Consider the following 18,749-nt stretch of genomic DNA (forward strand, 5'->3'; position numbering starts at 1 on the left):
GAGTGTGGTGGCCGCTTCCGGCCGGGGTGAGTCCTCGGCTGGGGGCGGTCGCTTCGTTTTGGTGCGTGGGTGCGTGGGTGCGTGGGTGTGTGGGTGTGTGGGTGTGTGGGTGGCCGGGTGCCTGGGTGCGGACGGGGCTCGGTTCCGGGACGGAATTGGGGCCGGCCGCATCGGGCTCGGGTTATCCACAGGCAGTTATCCACAGGGGTGGTCGGTCGGCGCGGGCGTTGGCACAGTGGTGGGCATGCGGGGGTGGTGGCAGGACCTGACCGACCTGGTGCTGCCGGCCGAGTGCGGAGGCTGCGGAAGGCCTCGCACGGTGCTCTGCCCGGAGTGCCGTGCCGCCCTGAGCGGGGCCGCACCGAGCCGGGTGCGACCGGTGCCGGAGCCGCCCGGGCTGCCGGTCGTGCACGCGGCGGCCCGGTACGCGGACGAGGCGCGGGCCGTGCTGCTCGCCCACAAGGAACGCGGCGCGCTGGCGCTCACGGCACCGCTCGGAGCGGCGCTGGCGGGGGCTGTGCGGGCCGGGCTTCGGGAGGACCATGCGTCTCGCGACAGCGGGGCGCCGGGGCGGGCTGTGTGGTTCCAGGGTTCGCAGGTGCGGGCCGACGGGGTGCGTCGGTCGGCGGGCGCCGAGGCGCCTGTGCTGCTCGTTCCTGTTCCGTCCGCGCGTGGGTCGGTGCGTGCGCGAGGGCATGATCCGGCGCGGCGGATCGCGCTCGCGGCGGCGGGTGAGCTGCGGCGGGCCGGGACGCCGGCGCGCGTGCTCGCCGTGCTGCGGCAAGGGCGCGGGGTGGCCGATCAGTCGGGGCTCAACTCGCGGCAGCGACTGGACAATCTCGCGGGTGCGCTGGTGGTGGCGCCCGGGGGAGCGCGGCTGCTCGCCGGTGGTGGTCCCGTTGTGCTCGTCGACGACCTGATGACGACGGGTGCGTCGCTGGCTGAGGCGGCGCGGGCTGTGCGGGTGGGGTTGGCGGCGGCGGAGGGGGTGGGCTCCGGTGGCTGGGAGAGGGTGGGCCCCAACAGTCGTACGGCGGAGTCCACAGCAACAGCCGTGTACCAAGCGGGAAGTCGGGAAAGCACAGAGGAACGGTGTGCCGGATCGACGGAGGGCAGTGTGCGGCGGTTGCGTGAGAGACAGGGAATCATGGGTGCAGGACAGGCCCGTGACCTGATCTGCGCAGCTGTGGTCGCTGCGTCGCCGGATTCTTTCGAAGTAAACCGGAACTGACTGAGAACTTGCATCGTTGCAGGTAACGAGAGGGTCAATTCACCTGAACGGAGGTACGCCGCAGTAGAGGGTGACGACATCCGTCCGGGCGAGATATGTTCGGTTGTGAGGGAAAGGCGCAGGCCATCCCCGTCATATCCGAATGCCGTGCCGTAGGTTTTGCGCAATCACCCGCGGCCGTGGGGTGGAGATCTTGCCCATGGGGGAGGAGGAGGTGGAAGTCACCGAGTCCGAGGCTTCGGGGTTCCCCGGAGCCTGGTGCAAAAGGGAGATGCTCCGCCGATGGAGCGGGGCGATCCGGGAACGGAGTTCTGCGTGGACATCGTCGTCAAGGGCCGCAAGACCGAGGTGCCCGAGCGGTTCCGCAAGCACGTGGCCGAGAAGCTGAAGCTGGAGAAGATCCAGAGGCTCGATGCCAAGGTGATCAGCCTCGACGTCGAGGTGTCCAAGGAGCCCAACCCGCGACAGGCCGACCGCTGCGACCGAGTGGAGATCACGCTCCGCTCCCGCGGTCCGGTGATCCGGGCGGAGGCAGCGGCCAGCGATCCGTATGCGGCGCTCGACCTCGCGGCGGAAAAGCTGGATGCCCGGCTGCGCAAGCAGCACGACAAGCGTTTCTCGCGCCGAGGCGCACGCCGACTCACGGCGGCCGAGGTCCCCGACCACGTACCGGGCGCGGCGACGCTGAACGGCAATGGCCGCACGTTCCAGGAAGAAGAGCCGGACGGAATTCCCACCAAGAAGATCGGCTCGCTGGAAGTAAAGGGCGAAGGCCCCCTCGTCGTACGCGAGAAGACGCATGTCGCCTCCCCGATGACCCTCGACCAGGCCCTCTACGAGATGGAGCTGGTCGGGCACGACTTCTACCTGTTCGTCGACTCGGAGACGAAGGAACCGAGCGTCGTCTACCGGCGGCACGCCTACGACTACGGCGTCATTCACCTCAGCACGGACCCGATGGTCACCCAGGTCCAGGCTCCCGCGGCAGGCGGCACGCTGGGCGGCTGACCCACCCGGCTGACAGCTGAGCCGGTGCCCCTGGAGCGCGGTGTGCGCCCCCAGGGGCACCGGTGTGCGACCTCTTCGCGCCCCGCTCGTCACCGTAGTGTCGGCCAGGCATGGAATCATGGCCGCACCGGCCCAACCGTTGGGCCGCTGCCTTGGGTTGGCGATGGCAGACCGACCAGCCACAGCCTTCAGGGGGAGGAACGATGGCGGACAGCTTCGGACCGATGCGGGACGAGGATGCCGACGGTGATGTCGTCGGCATGGGCCCGGACGCGGGCTCTCCACGCAAGGAGCCGATCAGAGTCCTCGTCGTCGACGACCACGCCCTGTTCCGCCGTGGACTGGAGATCGTGCTCGCGGCCGAGGAGGACATCCAGGTCGTGGGGGAGGCGGGCGACGGCGCGGAAGCCGTGGACAAGGCCGCTGACCTGCTGCCGGACATCATCCTGATGGACGTGCGGATGCCCAAGCGGGGTGGGATCGAGGCCTGCACCTCCATCAAGGAGGTCGCCCCCAGCGCGAAGATCATCATGCTGACGATCAGCGACGAGGAGGCCGACCTCTACGACGCGATCAAGGCGGGCGCGACCGGTTATCTCCTGAAGGAGATCTCCACGGACGAGGTGGCCACCGCCATTCGTGCCGTGGCCGACGGGCAGTCGCAGATCAGTCCCTCCATGGCGTCGAAGCTGCTCACCGAGTTCAAGTCGATGATCCAGCGCACGGACGAGCGCCGCCTCGTGCCCGCGCCGCGGCTGACGGACCGCGAGCTTGAGGTCCTCAAGCTCGTGGCCACGGGGATGAACAACCGGGACATCGCCAAGGAGTTGTTCATCTCCGAGAACACCGTGAAGAACCATGTGCGCAACATCCTGGAGAAGCTGCAGCTGCACTCCAGGATGGAGGCCGTGGTGTACGCGATGCGGGAGAAGATCCTCGAGATCCGCTGAGGCCGGATGACCGGCCTCGGGGTCACGCCAGCAAGCGTGTGAGTTCCGTGGCGAGGGGCTCGCGCAGGCCGGGTGCGTCGACCCGTTCCACGCGTACGTCCGTGCAGTCCACCCAGCTCGCCGCCTCCACCAGCGCCTGCGCCACCGCCGGGACCGCCTTCGGGCCGTCCAGGGTGACCTGCTTGGCGACCAGGGTGGTGCCCTCGCGGGCCGGGTCCACGCGTCCCACGAGGCGGCCACCGGCCAGGACCGGCATCGCGAAGTAGCCGTAGATCCGCTTCTGCTTGGGGACGTACGCCTCCAGGCGGTGGGTGAAGCCGAAGATCCGCTCCGTGCGTGCCCGCTCCCAGATCAGGGAGTCGAACGGGGACAGCAGCGTCGTACGGTGGCGACCGCGCGGAGGGATCTCCAGGGCCGCCGGGTCGGCCCAGGCCGGCTTGCCCCAGCCCTCGACCGTGACCGGCACCAGGCCCGAGTCGGCGATCACCGCGTCGACCTGTTCGCCCTTGAGCCGGTGATAGTCGGCGATGTCCGCGCGCGTGCCCACGCCTAGGGACTGGCCCGCCAGGCGGACCAGGCGGCGCAGGCACTCGGCGTCGTCCAGCTCGTCGTGCAGCAGCGTCTCCGGGATGGCGCGCTCGGCGAGGTCGTAGACGCGCTTCCAGCCGCGGCGCTCGACGCAGACCACCTCGCCGTACATCAGAGCGCGTTCGACGGCGACCTTGGTGCCCGACCAGTCCCACCACTCGCTGGTCCGCTTCGCGCCGCCCAGCTCGGTCGCGGTGAGAGGGCCCTCGGTGCGCAGCTGCTTGATCACCTGGTCGTAGGTGCCGTCGGGGAGGTCGTGGTTCCAGTGGGGGCGGTTGCGGTAGGCGCGGCGACGGAAGGCGAAGTGCGGCCACTCCTCGACGGGGAGGATGCAGGCGGCGTGGGACCAGTACTCGAAGGCGTGCGGTTGCGCCGACGGCTTGCCCGCAGCCGTGGCCCCAGGCGTCCAGTAGGCCTTCTCGACCGTCTTGCGGTCCACCGCGCCCAGGCGGGCGTACGGGATGAGTTCGTGGGACCGGGCCAGGACCGAGATGGTGTCGAGTTGGACCGCGCCGAGGTGACGCAGTATGCCGCGGACGCCGGACCTGCGGTCGGGGGTGCCGAGGAAGCCCTGCGCGCGGAGGGCGATCCGGCGGGCCTCGTCGGCCGAGAGGTCGGTGGTGGGGCGCAGGGTCGTCATGGTCGGCACGATAGGCGGTGGCACTGACAGTGCGGGGTGAGCTGGGGATTTGTCCGTGGTGGGGCTGCGCGCGGGGGCGAGGGCACGGTCATGCGGGCTGGTTCCTCGCCGGCAGGTACGGGGCCGTCGACGGCAGGCTCAGGTCCGACGGGAGCAGGGAGCCCACCCAGCAGTCCCGGCGTACGCCCTGGTGGACCATGGCGGAGCGGAGTGTGCCCTCCAGGGCGAAGCCGGCGCGTTCCGCCACCGCGCGGGAGGGCCTGTTGCCGACTTCCGCGCGCCATTCCACGCGGTCGAGCGACAGGTGGACGAAGGCCCAGCGGGACGCGGCGAGTACGGCCTCGGTGATGTAGCCGTTGCCGCGGTGTTCCTTCGTGCCCCAGAAGCCGATTTCGGCCTCGCTCATGGACCGCATCGTGAGGCCGAGCATGCCCACCAGGTCCTCCCCCTCGGGGAGGAAGAGCCCCCAGGTGAACATCGAACCGTTCGCCCAGCCCTCCGGGACCAGTTGCTCCGCGAAACTCTGGGCGTGCTCGTACAGGTAGGGCGAGGGGATCGTGGTCCAGCGCTGGATGTCGGGGTCCTGCGCGGCCTCGTACACCGTGTCGGTGTCCTTCGGGCCGATCGTGCGCATGAGGAGACGGCTGGTGGTGAGCGTGACGGGTTCCATCGGCCGATTCTGCTCGGGGGCCGTCGCAAGCGCCATCCTTATATGCGGTGTGTGAGCGCGCGAACGCATTTCGCACAATTCGTTGGCGGAACGCGGCACCATCCACAGCCCCCGGCCGTTGTCCCTTTGACGGAGATTTGAAGCAGCGGAGGTTCGACGTCCACGGCAGGCTCCCGGCGTGGCGGGGTCCTCGCATACGATGGCCGTTGCTCAGTCAAGTCAAATGGAAACCGACCGTCCCAGGCCCGACCGGCAAGGAGACCAACCCCCGTGTCCGTCCTCTCGAAGATCATGCGTGCAGGCGAAGGCAAGATCCTGCGCAAGCTGCACCGCATCGCGGACCAGGTCAACTCCATCGAAGAGGACTTCGTCGACCTCTCCGACGCCGAGCTGCGGGCCCTCACCGATGAGTACAAGCAGCGGTACGCAGACGGTGAGAGCTTGGACGACCTGATGCCCGAGGCCTTCGCCACCGTTCGCGAGGCCGCAAAGCGCGCTCTCGGCCAGCGTCACTACGACGTCCAGATCATGGGCGGCGCGGCCCTCCACCTCGGCTACGTGGCGGAGATGAAGACCGGCGAGGGCAAGACGCTCGTCGGCACGCTGCCCGCTTATCTGAACGCGCTGTCCGGCAAGGGCGTCCACCTGATCACGGTGAACGACTATCTGGCCGAGCGTGACTCGGAGATGATGGGCCGCGTCCACAAGTTCCTGGGCCTCAATGTCGGCTGCATCCTCGCCAACATGACGCCGGCCCAGCGCCGTGAGCAGTACGCGTGCGACATCACGTACGGCACGAACAACGAGTTCGGCTTCGACTACCTGCGCGACAACATGGCGTGGTCCAAGGACGAACTCGTCCAGCGCGGCCACAACTTCGCCATCGTCGACGAGGTCGACTCCATCCTCGTCGACGAGGCGCGTACGCCGCTGATCATCTCCGGCCCCGCCGACCAGGCCACCAAGTGGTACGGCGACTTCGCCAAGCTGGTCACGCGCCTGAAGAAGGGCGAGGCGGGCAACCAGCTCAAGGGCCTGGAGGAGACCGGCGACTACGACGTCGACGAGAAGAAGCGCACGGTCGCCATCCACGAGGCGGGTGTCGCCAAGGTCGAGGACTGGCTGGGCATCGACAACCTCTACGAGTCGGTGAACACGCCGCTGGTGGGCTACCTGAACAACGCCATCAAGGCCAAGGAGCTCTTCAAGAAGGACAAGGACTACGTCGTCATCGACGGCGAAGTCATGATCGTCGACGAGCACACCGGCCGTATCCTCGCCGGCCGCCGCTACAACGAGGGCATGCACCAGGCGATCGAGGCGAAGGAAGGGGTGGACATCAAGGACGAGAACCAGACGCTCGCCACGATCACCCTGCAGAACTTCTTCCGCCTCTACAAGCGCCACGACCACGACGACAAGGAACAGCCCGGTCTGTGCGGCATGACCGGTACGGCGATGACCGAGGCCGCCGAGTTCCACCAGATCTACAAGCTCGGCGTCGTCCCGATCCCGACCAACCGGCCGATGGTCCGCCAGGACCAGTCGGACCTGATCTACCGCACCGAGGTCGCGAAGTTCGAGGCGGTCGTCGACGACATCGTCGAGAAGCACGAGAAGGGCCAGCCGATCCTCGTCGGTACGACGTCGGTCGAGAAGTCCGAGTACCTGTCGCAGCAGCTGTCCAAGCGCGGCGTTCAGCACGAGGTGCTGAACGCGAAGCAGCACGACCGTGAGGCGATCATCGTCGCCCAGGCCGGCCGCAAGGGCGCCGTCACCGTCGCCACCAACATGGCCGGCCGTGGTACGGACATCAAGCTCGGCGGCAACCCCGAGGACCTCGCCGAGGCGGAGCTGCGCCAGCGCGGCCTCGACCCCGAGGAGCACATCGAGGAGTGGGCCGCGGCCCTGCCCGCCGCCCTGGAGAAGGCCGAGCAGGCGGTCAAGGCGGAGTTCGAAGAGGTCAAGGACCTCGGCGGCCTCTACGTCCTCGGCACCGAGCGGCACGAGTCGCGCCGTATCGACAACCAGCTGCGCGGTCGTTCCGGCCGTCAGGGCGACCCGGGCGAGTCCCGCTTCTACCTCTCCCTCGGCGACGACCTGATGCGCCTGTTCAAGGCTCAGATGGTCGAGCGCGTGATGTCGATGGCGAACGTCCCGGACGACGTGCCGATCGAGAACAAGATGGTCACGCGCGCGATCGCGTCGGCGCAGTCGCAGGTCGAGCAGCAGAACTTCGAGACCCGTAAGAACGTCCTGAAGTACGACGAGGTCCTCAACCGTCAGCGTGAGGTCATCTACGGCGAGCGCCGCCGCGTTCTGGAGGGCGAGGACCTGCACGAGCAGGTGCAGCACTTCATGGACGACACGATCGACGCGTACGTCGGCGCGGAGACCGCCGAGGGCTTCGCCGAGGAATGGGACCTGGAGCGCCTGTGGGGCGCCTTCAAGCAGCTCTACCCGGTGAAGGTGACCGTCGAGGAGCTCGAGGATGCGGCCGGTGACCGTGCCGGGCTGACCGCCGAGTTCATCTCCGAGTCCATCAAGGACGACATCCACGACCAGTACGCGGCGCGCGAGGCGCAGCTCGGCTCCGAGATCATGCGTGAGCTGGAGCGCCGGGTCGTGCTGTCGGTCCTGGACCGCAAGTGGCGCGAGCACCTCTACGAGATGGACTACCTCCAGGAGGGCATCGGCCTGCGCGCGATGGCCCAGAAGGACCCGCTGGTCGAGTACCAGCGCGAGGGCTTCGACATGTTCACCGCCATGATGGAGGGCATCAAGGAGGAGTCCGTCGGCTACCTGTTCAACCTGGAGGTCCAGGTCGAGCAGCAGGTCGAGGAGGTCCCGGTCGAGGACACCAAGCCGGTGGCCGACCTGGAGAAGAAGGACGCGGTGCCGGCGCAGGCGGGCGGGCGTCCCGAGATCCGCGCCAAGGGCCTCGAGGCCCCGCGCCGCCCGGACCGGCTGCACTACACCGCGCCCAAGGTGGACGGCGAGGGCGACATCGTCGAGGGAGACTTCGACAACGGCGACGAGCCGGTGCGCTCGGAGGCCGACGGCCTCACGCGCGCGGAACGGCGCAAGCAGGCGCGTGGCGGGCGCCGCCGCAAGAAGTGACGTCACGGTGGCTGTGACGCCGTAGCAGTCGGATGGGCCGGGTTCCTGAGGGGGACCCGGCCCATCGGCTTGCGCGGTCCCACAGCACGACGGGACCGTCCCCGCTCGGCCCCCGCAGCCGCCCCCCACAGCGGTCCGTGCGTCTACACGGGCGGTGGGGCGGCAGTGGTCAGTCGTCGTCCAGGCACGGCCTGCGTGGGCCGCCCAGTTCCACCGCCGTGCAGCGCCAGCGGAGATCTCCGCCTTGTTCCAGGCGGAATGCCATGGCGCGTAGCTGGTCTCCGGCGCCGATGCGGGCGAAGGCCTCGATGGCGCCGGGGCGGGGTTCGAAGTAGCCGATGTCGCGGACGACGGGGCGGGTGCCGCGGGTGCGCAGGAGACCGAGTTCCGCGAGCCGGGCGAGTTCGTCGTAGGCACGGCCGGCGGTGTGGCGGAGCATCCAGTGGACGGGGCGCTGGCCGCTCAGGACGAGGAGCAGGCGGTCGGCGAAGACGTCGGTGGGACGGGGTTGCGGGATGGCGGGCCTGTCGAGGTTCCCGGTTCCGTCTGCCGGGTTGCGCCATGTGCGCGGCGCGGGGGCGGTCGGTGGGCGGGTATCCGTGGGCCTGGTGCGCAGGTGGGCTCCCGTGGCGCCCGACGAGCCCGGTGGGCGGCCTCCTGGGGGCGCGGTACGGGGCATGCCGCCGCTCGGCGTGCGGGGCGGGCTGCCGGCGGGGCGGCGGGTGTCGCGGCGGGTCGGTGGGCGGGTGCCGGGGCGGTGCTGTGCCCTGGTCATGACCTTGTTCATGGAGTCCCCGTTCGGTGAACCCGGATTGATACCGGCGAGTAACTTCGTGGTTGGTGATCTTGTACGGGGTCGCGGGTGTCGGCAGCAAGGAAGCGGGGACTCGGAGCGGGCGGCCGGAATCTTCACTTATCCGGGTGATCGAGGGCCCCGGAAGCCTGTGATGGCAGGGGCGCACCGGGTGACTTCGTGGACCGGGGTGGACGCCCGGCGGGGTCGCGGACGGGGCTCGAAAGGGGACGCCCCAGGTATCGGCCGCACGTATCCTGAAGGCCCTCCGGAGGTGCGGGGATCGCCCCTCTCCGGGCCCTTGCAGAGCCTTACGAGTGCTACGAGAACGAAGAAAGCGGTCAGCAATGCGCGTCTACGTCCCCTTGACCCTCCCCGGTCTCGCCGAGGCGCACAAGGCGGGCGAGCTGGAGGCCGAATCGCTCGTCGCGTACGCCGTCACGCCCGCGTTGCGCGAGTGGTATCTCTCCGACGACATCGAGGAGTTGGAGTACGCGGCGCTGAACCGGGCCGCGCTGGCCTCGCTGCGGCTGCTCGCAGCGGACGGCGGGGCTGCGCGGCGCCGGGTCGTGGTCGCCGTCGACGTGCCCGACAGGGCGGCCGTCGCCGACCCGGACCGGGGGCTGGATCCGGCGGCACTCGGAGAGGTGCGGATCGCCGGGGGCGTGGCGTTGGCCAAGGCGGCCGCCGTACACGTCGACTCGGACGACGCGGAGACGGACGTGGCGGCCGCCGCCGAGGCGCTGGCGGCGGCGGACGGCGGGGACGACGACGCGCAGTTCGTCGTGGACGGTGCCGAGGACCATGAGCTGCTGTGGTTCGCCACCCAGGAGATCCCGAACCTGGTCGGACTGGCGGACTGACCCGGCGCTGCCCTCATTGACCTGCTGTTTGACCCGCCGTTCTCTTGATTGTCAGTGGGGGCGGGTACGGTTTTCGGCATGGGGATGCAAGTAGGGGCGCACATCGTCTGGGACTGGAACGGGACCCTGTTCCACGACAATGACGCGATCATCGGGGCGACGAACGCGGCGTTCGGCGAGCTGGGGCTCAAGCCGATCACGATGGAGCAGTACCGGGCGTTGTACTGCGTGCCGGTGCCGAAGTTCTACGAGCGGCTGCTCGGCCGGCTGCCGACCGACGCCGAGTGGGAGGTCATGGACGAGACCTTCCACCGGTACTACACCGAGCACCGGGTCAGGTGCGGGCTCACCACGGGCGTGGCGGAGCTGCTCGTGGAGTGGGGGTCGGCGGGGCGCAGCCAGTCGATCCTGAGCATGTACGTGCACGACGAACTCGTTCCGCTGGTGCGGGGGTTCGGGATCGAGCAGCACTTCATACGCGTCGACGGGCGGACCGGGCCGTCCGGGGGCAGCAAGGCCGAGCACATGGTGCGGCACATCAAGGCGCTGGCGAGCGTGGACCCTGCTCGCACGGTCGTGATCGGGGATGCCGCGGACGACGCGGTGGCGGCGCTGCATGTGGGGGCTCAGGCCGTGCTCTACACCGGGGGGTCGCACAGCCGGGCGAGCCTCGAAGGGGTCGGGGTGCCGGTCGTGGACACGCTTGTGGAGGCCGTCGCGGAGGCGGAGCGGCTGGCCGCCTGAGCGTCGGCCGCCACCCGTCAGGGCGCGGCGCCCCCGACGGAACGCCGCGTCCGTACTCGCTGGGCCTGGGTGCGGACCTTGGTCCGGGCTCGGGCCCGGGCCCGGGTCAGGTCACCGGTGCCTTCGCTCGCAGCACCGTCAGGAACTCGCGCATCCAGCTGGAGTGGTCCGGCCAGGCGCGGGAGGAGACCAGGGTGCCGTCGACCACGGCCTCCGCGTCCTGGAAGGTGGCGCCGGCCGCCTGCATGTCCAGTTCCAGGGCGGGGTACGCCGTGACGCGGCGGCCGCGGAGGCTGTCGATCGCCGCGGTGAGAAGGGGGCCGTGACAGATCTGGGCGACCGGCTTGTCGGCGTCGAAGAAGGACTTGAGGATCTTGCGGAGCTCAGGGTCGTTGCGCAGGTACTCGGGGGCCCGGCCGCCGGGGATGACGACGGCGGCGTAGTCGCCGGGGTCGACCTCGGAGAAGGCGAGGTCGGCGGGCCAGGTGTAGCCGGGTTTCTCGGTGTAGGTGTCGAAGCCGGGTTCGAAGTCATGGACGACGAACTGGAGCTTCTTGCGGGTGGGGGCGGCGATGTGGACCTCGTAGCCCTCTTCGCGGAGGCGCTGGTAGGGGTAGAGGACCTCCAGTGACTCTGCGGCGTCGCCGGTGACGATGAGGATTTTCGCTGTCATATCGGGTGCGCTCCTCTTTTTGGCCGGGGCCTGCGTCTCCGTCGGGCCTTGGGGGCAACGTGCCTCGGGGCGGGGCGCTTGCCAAGGGGGCGTGCGCGGCCCGGCGGTGTGGGGGGTGCCGTTGCGGCCGGCCGGTCCGCCCGGCTGCGGGAGCGCCTGCTCACCGGCACACCCGGTGGGTCGCGGACAGGCGAGCCGCAGGAGGCGCCCATCCGGCGGCTGTTTTCGGACACCGGTCGCCTCCGGATGGCCTGCTTCCGTCTCGAAACCGGCCCCGGTCGTCGTCACAGTCCCTCACCCCAGCCTCCCCCTGTGCACCGCGACCCGCCAGTTACGCCCTCCCCACCCCGTTTGCCCCTGTGCAGAACGTCAAAGTTCCACCCCTGGTTTTGTACACATACGGCTCATGACGGGCCCCCTGTAAGGAGCGATAGCCTTAGTGGCGTGATCAGCGCGATAGCTCGCGGGGGCAGTGTTGCCCCTGCCCTGCGCCCGGAGAGCACGGACCACATCCGTGACCGGGCGGCGGTCGCTGGTCTTCGCGGGCGGGAGGGGGGCGTAAGGGCTCCCGGGACGTCATACACACCCCGGGCCCGGACGTCGCAGAGAGCAGCGTCACACCCCTTGGGCAGCTCAAGATTGGCTCATATACCCCCGCTCATCTCACCTCGCGGCATAGCGTCGAAGCAGACCGGACACCCCGCGTCGCGGCGTTGCACCGGAGGGCAAGAGACCGTACTTCCTTCTACGTCACGCAACGGCGCGCGACAGGAGCCAGAGGACAATGCAGACCAAGCTGGACGAAGCCAAGGCCGAGCTGCTCGAGAGGGCCGCTCGGGTAGCTGAGAACAGCCCGGTCGGGGGGTACCTACCGACTGGGACGACGGACGAGAGCAGCCCCGGCACCCCGGACCACGACACCGTGCTCACGTTCCTCCAGCGCTACTACCTGCACACCGCCCCGGAGGACCTCACCGACCGCGACCCGGTCGACATCTTCGGAGCCGCTTTCTCGCACTACCGGCTGGCCGAGAACCGCCCCCAGGGCACGGCCAACGTGCGGGTTCACACGCCCACCGTGGAAGAGAACGGGTGGACCTGCAGCCACTCCGTCGTCGAAGTCGTCACCGATGACATGCCCTTCCTGGTCGATTCGGTGACCAACGAGCTGACTCGGCAGGGCCGGGGGATCCATGTGGTCATCCACCCCCAGGTCTTCGTCCGCCGGGACGTCGCCGGCAAGCTGATCGAGGTGCTCTCCACGCCGCCCGCGGGCGACGTGCCGCACGACACCCACACCGAGTCCTGGATCCACGTCGAGATCGACCGCGAGACCGACCGCGGCGACCTCAAGCAGATCACCGCGGACCTGCTGCGCGTCCTGTCCGACGTCCGTGAGGCCGTCGAGGACTGGAGCAAGATGCGGGACCTGGCCCTGCGCATGGCCGACGAGCTGCCGCAGGAGCCGCACTCCGATCTGCGTGATCAGGAATTCGAGGAGGCCCGCGAGCTGCTGCGCTGGCTGGCCGACGACCACTTCACCTTCCTCGGCTACCGCGAGTACGAGCTGCGCGAGGACGACTCGCTAGCCGCCGTGCCGGGCACCGGCCTCGGCATCCTGCGCGCCGACCCGCAGCACTCCGAGACCGACAGCCACCCCGTCAGCCCCTCCTTCGAGCGGCTGCCCGCCGACGCCCGCGCCAAGGCCCGCGAGCACAAGCTCCTCATCCTGACCAAGGCCAACAGCCGGGCGACCGTGCACCGGCCGTCGTACCTCGACTACGTCGGCGTGAAGAAGTTCGACGAGAACGGCGAGGTCGTCGGCGAGCGCCGCTTCCTGGGCCTGTTCTCCTCCGCCGCCTACACCGAGTCCGTCCGCCGCGTGCCCGTCGTCCGGCGCAAGGTCGACGACGTGCTGCGGGTCGCCGGGTTCTCGCCCCACAGCCACGACGGGCGCGACCTGCTGCAGATCCTGGAGACGTACCCGCGCGACGAGCTCTTCCAGACCCCGGTCCCGGAGCTGCAGCGCATCGCCACCTCCGTGCTCTACCTGCAGGAACGCCGCCGGCTGCGGCTGTACCTGCGGCAGGACGAGTACGGCCGCTACTACTCGGCCCTCGTCTACCTCCCGCGCGACCGCTACACCACCGGCGTACGCCTGCGGATCATCGACATCCTGAAGGAGGAGCTCGGCGGCACCAGCGTCGACTTCACCGCCTGGAACACCGAGTCGATCCTCTCCCGGCTGCACTTCGTCGTCCGGGTCCCGCAGGGCACCGAGCTGCCGGAGCTCAGCGACAGCGACAAGGAGCGCATCGAAGCGCGTCTCGTCGAGGCCGCGCGCTCCTGGGCCGACGGCTTCGCCGACGCGCTGAACGCCGAACTCGGCGAGGAGCGCGCCGCCGAGCTGGCCCGCCGCTACGGCAATGCCTTCCCCGAGGGCTACAAGGCCGACCACTCCCCGCGCTCGGCGGTCTCCGACCTGGTCCACATCGAGCAGCTCACCGAGGACAACAACTTCTCGCTGAGCCTGTACGAGCCGGTCGGCGCCGCCCCCGAGGAGCGCCGGTTCAAGATCTACCGCAAGGGTGCGGCCGTCTCCCTGTCGGCCGTCCTGCCGGTCCTCAGCCGCCTCGGCGTCGAGGTCGTGGACGAGCGGCCGTACGAACTGCGCTGCTCCGACCGCAGCGTCGCCTGGATCTACGACTTCGGTCTGCGCATGGCCCCGTCCGCGGGCGGCGGTGACTACCTCGGCGACGACGCGCGCGAACGGTTCTCCGAGGCCTTCGCCGCCACCTGGACCGGCCAGGCGGAGAACGACGGCTTCAACGCCCTGGTCCTGGGTGCCGGGCTGACCTGGCGTCAGGCGATGGTGCTGCGGGCGTACGCCAAGTACCTGCGGCAGGCGGGCTCCACCTTCTCGCAGGACTACATGGAGGACACCCTCCGCAACAACGTCCACACCACCCGGCTGCTCGTCTCCCTGTTCGAGGCGCGGATGTCGCCGGACCGCCAGCGCGCGGGCCGCGAGATCGTGGACGCGCTGCTCGAAGAGGTCGACGCGGCGCTCGACCAGGTGGCGAGCCTCGACGAGGACCGGATCCTGCGGTCCTTCCTCACCGTCATCAAGGCGACGCTGCGTACCAACTTCTTCCAGGAGGCGGCGGGCGGCAAGCTGCACGACTACGTCTCCATGAAGTTCGACCCGCAGGCCATCCCCGACCTGCCGGCGCCGCGGCCGGCGTACGAGATCTGGGTCTACTCGCCGCGCGTCGAGGGCGTGCACCTGCGCTTCGGCAAGGTCGCGCGCGGTGGCCTGCGCTGGTCCGACCGGCGTGAGGACTTCCGCACCGAGATCCTCGGTCTGGTCAAGGCGCAGATGGTGAAGAACACCGTCATCGTGCCCGTCGGCGCCAAGGGCGGCTTCGTCGCCAAGCAGCTGCCCGACCCGAGCGTGGACCGGGACGCGTGGCTGGCCGAGGGCATCGCCAGCTACAAGATGTTCATCTCGGCCCTGCTCGACATCACGGACAACATGGTGGCCGGCGAGGTCGTGCCCCCGGCCGACGTGGTCCGGCACGACGAGGACGACACCTACCTCGTCGTCGCGGCCGACAAGGGCACGGCGACGTTCTCGGACATCGCCAACGGGGTCGCGGAGTCGTACAACTTCTGGCTCGGTGACGCCTTCGCCTCCGGCGGTTCGGCCGGCTACGACCACAAGGGCATGGGCATCACCGCCCGCGGCGCCTGGGAGTCCGTCAAGCGGCACTTCCGCGAGCTGGGCGTGGACACGCAGACCGAGGACTTCACGGTCGTCGGCATCGGCGACATGTCCGGTGACGTGTTCGGCAACGGCATGCTGCTCAGCGAGCACATCCGCCTGGTCGCCGCCTTCGACCACCGGCACATCTTCATCGACCCGAACCCGGACGCGGCCACCTCCTACGCCGAGCGCCGCCGCGTCTTCGAGCTGCCGCGCTCCAGCTGGGAGGACTACAACACCGAGCTGCTGTCGGCCGGCGGCGGAATCTTCCCCCGCAGCGCCAAGGCGATCCCGGTCAACGCGCAGATCCGCGACGCCCTCGGCATCGAGGGCAAGGTCTCCAAGATGACCCCGGCCGAGCTGATGAAGGCCATTCTCCAGTCGCCGGTGGACCTGCTGTGGAACGGCGGCATCGGTACGTACGTCAAGGCCTCGACCGAGTCCCACGCGGACGTCGGCGACAAGGCCAACGACGCCATCCGCGTCGACGGCGCCGACCTGCGCGTCAAGGTCGTCGGCGAGGGCGGCAACCTCGGCCTGACGCAGCTCGGCCGGATCGAGTTCGCGCGGCAGGGCGGCCGGATCAACACCGATGCCATCGACAACAGCGCGGGCGTGGACACCTCCGACCACGAGGTGAACATCAAGATCCTGCTCAACAGCCTGGTCAGCGACGGCGACATGACCGTCAAGCAGCGCAACAAGCTGCTCGCCGAGATGACCGACGAGGTCGGCCGCCTGGTCCTGCGCAACAACTACGCGCAGAACACGGCGATCGCCAACGCCCTCGCGCAGTCCAGTGCCATGCTCCACGCCCAGCAGCGCTTCATGAAGCACCTGGTCAGGGAGGGGCACCTGGACCGGGCGCTGGAGTTCCTGCCGACCGACCGCCAGATCCGCGAACGCCTCGGCAGCGGCCACGGCCTGACCGGTCCCGAGACGGCCGTCCTGATGGCGTACACGAAGATCACGGTCGCCGAGGAACTGCTGCACACCACGCTGCCGGACGACCCGTACCTGAGCACCCTGCTGCACGCGTACTTCCCGAAGGAGCTGCGCGAACAGTTCCCGGCCCACCTCGTCAGCCACCCGCTGCGCCGTGAGATCACCACGACCGTGCTGGTCAACGACACGGTCAACACGGGCGGCACGACGTATCTGCACCGGCTGCGCGAGGAGACCGGGGCCTCCCTGGAGGAGATCGTCCGGGCGCAGACGGTAGCCCGCGCGATCTTCCGCTCGGGGGTCGTGTGGGACGCGGTCGAGGCGCTCGACAACAAGGTCGAGGCCGCCGTCCAGACCCGGATCCGGCTGCACTCGCGCCGCCTCGTCGAGCGCGGGACGCGCTGGCTGCTCAACAACCGGCCGCAGCCGCTTGAGCTCGCCGACACGATCGACTTCTTCAGTGACCGTGTCGAGCAGGTGTGGTCGCAGCTGCCGAAGCTGCTCAAGGGCGCGGACCTGGAGTGGTACCAGCAGATCTACGACGAGCTGACCGCTGTCGGCGTCCCCGCCGAACTGGCCACCCGGGTGTCCGGGTTCTCCTCGGCCTTCCCGACGCTGGACATCGTCTTGGTGGCCGACCGCCTCGGCAAGGACCCGATGGACGTCGCCGAGGTGTACTACGACCTCGCTGACCGGCTCCGGATCACCCAGCTCATGGACCGCATCATCGAGCTGCCCCGCGCGGACCGCTGGCAGTCCATGGCCCGCGCCTCCATCCGCGAGGACCTCTACGCCGCCCACGCGGCCCTGACCTCGGACATCCTCGCGGCCGGCAACGGCAGCGCGACGCCCGAGCAGCGCTTCAAGTCGTGGGAGCAGAAGAACTCGGCGATTCTGGGGCGGGCGCGTACGACGCTGGAGGAGATCCAGGGATCGGAGGCGTTCGATCTGGCCAACCTGTCGGTGGCCATGCGGACGATGAGGACGTTGCTGCGGCAGCACTCGTAGCCGTGCGGGATCGTTGAGCCGTACGTAGGTCGTACGTCGGCCGTGCGTGGGTCGTATGCCGGCCAGGGCGCCTCGGACTGTGACAGTCCGGGGCGCTCGCGTATTTGGGGCATAACGGGAATTACAGTGCTCGGGTGAGCACGATGCGGGGCGCGCTGCGGAGACCTTCGGTCGTTGCGCAGGTCGGCGCCGGGCTGGTGGTCGTGCTGCTCCTGCTGGTGGTCGTCCGGCTGCCGTGGGCCGGGGACCTCGGTATGCACGCGGCGACCGTGCAACGTCTGCGGTACGACCTGGTCGACCCCGGCAATCCGCTCGTCGACGCGGACACGCCGAGTCCGTACTACTCGCCCTGGATGCTGGTGCTCGGGTGTGTCGCCCGGGTGACGGGGTTCTCGGTCTTCGTCGTGCTGCGGATCGGTGCGGTGGTCGCGCTCGGGTTGTTCGTCAGCGGGGTGTGGCGGTACGTGCGGACGCTGAGCGCGCATCCGGCTGCGCCCGCGCTGTCCTTGCTGTGCCTGGTGTTCCTGTGGGGGACGTCGCTGTTCACCTGGAGCGGGTTTCTCGGACTGAACTCGCTGGCGTTGACGGTGTCGTATCCGAGTGTGTTCGCGTTGGGGCTGGCGTTTCACTTCTGGGCCTGGTTGGCGGGGGCGGTGCGGGCGGGCTCGGTGCGGGTGCACTCGGTGCGGGGGTGGGGGGTGTGGGTCGGGCTCGGCGTGCTGTGGGCGGTGATTCTGCTGTGCCATCAGTTCTCGGGGGTGGTGGCCTCTTTGGGGGCGTTGGCCACGGTGGTCGCTGCGCGGGTGGGGGGTGCGGTGTGGTGGCGGCTGGGGGTGGGGGCGCTGGTGGGGGTGGGGGTTCTGTGGGTGTGGCCGTACTACGACTTCTTCGCGTTGGTCGGGGCGGGGGGTGATCTGGAGGCGGTGCATCGGGGGTTGTACCGGGATCTGCTGGGGCGGTACTGGCTGGTGTTGGTGGGGGTGGTGGCGCTGGGGGTGCGGTGGTGGCGGGATCGGTGGGATCCGTTGGTGCTGTTCTTCGTGCTGGGGGTGGTGGTCGTGGGGGTGGGTGGGGTGAGCGGGCATTACTCGTGGGGGCGGGCGGTGCCGGCTGTGGTGATTCCTGCGCAGATTGCTGCGGGGGTGGGGGTGGTGGAGGGCTGGGGGCGGCTGGGGCGGCTGGGGCGGCTGGGGTGGTCGGGGTGGAAAGGGTTGCGTGGGGTGTGGGTGGGGGTGGTTTGTGGAGCGTTGGTCGTGGGGGGCTGGACTCAGGTCGGGACTGTTGGGTACGTCGTCCCGCGGGGTGTGTTGCCGGGGGTGGTTGCGGCGAAGTACCGGGTGCCTTGGGTGGGGTATCACTGGGTCACGCCGTGGGTTGAGTACGGGGACGTTGTGATGGCGCGGACCTTTGCGGCTCGGCAGATTCCGGCGTATGGGGCGTACACCGTGGCGCCCGGGTATCCCGACTTCTTTCTGCCGGATGAGGGGCGGCGGGGGGAGGCTGTGCGGCGGTATTTCGCGGTGGGGGCGTCGGAGGGGGTTCGGCGGGGGATTGTGCGGGCGTATGGGGTGCGGTGGGTTGTGGATCGGGGGGATGGGGGTGGGGTTGGGCGGGGGTTGGGCTCCGGGGTGCGGGTGGTGGCTCGGGGGCCGGGTGGGCAGGTGTTGTATGAGGTGGTGCGGTGAGGGGGTTGCGGGTTTGCCTCGCCCCCGCCGCCCCTACCCTTCCCGACCCTGGGGGCTGCCGCCCC

General features: G+C 69.5%; 12 protein-coding genes. 8 read left to right on the plus strand and 4 right to left on the minus strand.

The annotated features are described in order from the left end of the window. Positions 1-244 precede the first annotated feature (244 nt). The 3 genes from OHT51_RS25545 (at position 245) to OHT51_RS25555 (ending at position 3,189) form a co-directional block, all read left to right on the plus strand. Positions 245-1,231, plus strand: coding sequence for a ComF family protein (locus tag OHT51_RS25545; protein ID WP_328881247.1), 987 nt, complete (start codon positions 245-247; stop codon positions 1,229-1,231). Positions 1,232-1,546: 315 nt separating this feature from the next. Then, positions 1,547-2,239, plus strand: coding sequence for a ribosome hibernation-promoting factor, HPF/YfiA family (gene hpf, locus OHT51_RS25550; protein WP_383239656.1), 693 nt, complete (start codon positions 1,547-1,549; stop codon positions 2,237-2,239). 203 nt (positions 2,240-2,442) lie between these two features. Further along, positions 2,443-3,189 carry a response regulator transcription factor gene (locus OHT51_RS25555; RefSeq protein WP_328881249.1) on the plus strand — a complete coding sequence of 249 codons (747 nt, stop codon included), beginning with the start codon at positions 2,443-2,445 and terminating at the stop codon, positions 3,187-3,189. A 22-nt stretch (positions 3,190-3,211) separates the two neighbouring features. On the opposite strand, the gene OHT51_RS25560 is transcribed toward OHT51_RS25555, so the two are convergent. Together OHT51_RS25560 and OHT51_RS25565 are read right to left on the minus strand one after the other, a co-directional pair. Beyond that, complete coding sequence (locus tag OHT51_RS25560) at positions 3,212-4,417, minus strand: winged helix-turn-helix domain-containing protein (RefSeq protein ID WP_328881250.1); 1,206 nt, start codon at positions 4,415-4,417, stop codon at positions 3,212-3,214. An 88-nt stretch (positions 4,418-4,505) separates the two neighbouring features. After that, entirely contained in the window at positions 4,506-5,087 is a 582-nt protein-coding gene (locus OHT51_RS25565; RefSeq protein ID WP_328881251.1) for a GNAT family N-acetyltransferase, read from the minus strand. Between the two features lie 270 nt (positions 5,088-5,357). Between OHT51_RS25565 and secA the strand changes: the two genes are divergently transcribed. Beyond that, positions 5,358-8,207 carry a preprotein translocase subunit SecA gene (gene secA / locus OHT51_RS25570; RefSeq protein WP_328881252.1) on the plus strand — a complete coding sequence of 950 codons (2,850 nt, stop codon included), beginning with the start codon at positions 5,358-5,360 and terminating at the stop codon, positions 8,205-8,207. Positions 8,208-8,376: 169 nt separating this feature from the next. Here secA and OHT51_RS25575 read toward each other — a convergent pair whose 3' ends face one another. Continuing rightward, positions 8,377-8,994: an Rv3235 family protein gene (locus tag OHT51_RS25575; protein ID WP_328881253.1), complete on the minus strand. Its 618-nt coding sequence runs from the start codon at positions 8,992-8,994 to the stop codon at positions 8,377-8,379. Positions 8,995-9,347: 353 nt separating this feature from the next. Between OHT51_RS25575 and OHT51_RS25580 the strand changes: the two genes are divergently transcribed. Beyond that, the gene (locus OHT51_RS25580) at positions 9,348-9,863 is read left to right on the plus strand and encodes a DUF6912 family protein (RefSeq protein ID WP_328881254.1); all 516 of its coding nucleotides are present in this window, start codon (positions 9,348-9,350) and stop codon (positions 9,861-9,863) included. Between the two features lie 78 nt (positions 9,864-9,941). Continuing rightward, on the plus strand, positions 9,942-10,607 hold the full coding sequence (locus tag OHT51_RS25585) for an HAD family hydrolase (RefSeq protein ID WP_328881255.1): 666 nt from the start codon (positions 9,942-9,944) through the stop codon (positions 10,605-10,607). A 106-nt stretch (positions 10,608-10,713) separates the two neighbouring features. Here the strand turns inward: OHT51_RS25585 and OHT51_RS25590 are convergent, their stop codons facing one another. Further along, positions 10,714-11,280 (minus strand): DJ-1/PfpI family protein, encoded by a 567-nt coding sequence (locus OHT51_RS25590; protein ID WP_328881256.1) that lies wholly within the window; start codon positions 11,278-11,280, stop codon positions 10,714-10,716. A gap of 784 nt (positions 11,281-12,064) precedes the next feature. On the opposite strand from OHT51_RS25590, the gene OHT51_RS25595 reads away from it, so the two are divergent. Continuing rightward, entirely contained in the window at positions 12,065-16,999 is a 4,935-nt protein-coding gene (locus tag OHT51_RS25595; RefSeq protein ID WP_328881257.1) for an NAD-glutamate dehydrogenase, read from the plus strand. Positions 17,000-17,142: 143 nt separating this feature from the next. Beyond that, positions 17,143-18,684 carry a hypothetical protein gene (locus OHT51_RS25600; RefSeq protein WP_328884431.1) on the plus strand — a complete coding sequence of 514 codons (1,542 nt, stop codon included), beginning with the start codon at positions 17,143-17,145 and terminating at the stop codon, positions 18,682-18,684. The last annotated feature ends 65 nt before the right edge of the window (positions 18,685-18,749 follow it).

Origin of the sequence: Streptomyces sp. NBC_00299 (assembly GCF_036173045.1) — a bacterium.
GTDB classification, from domain to species: Bacteria; Actinomycetota; Actinomycetes; order Streptomycetales; family Streptomycetaceae; genus Streptomyces; species Streptomyces machairae.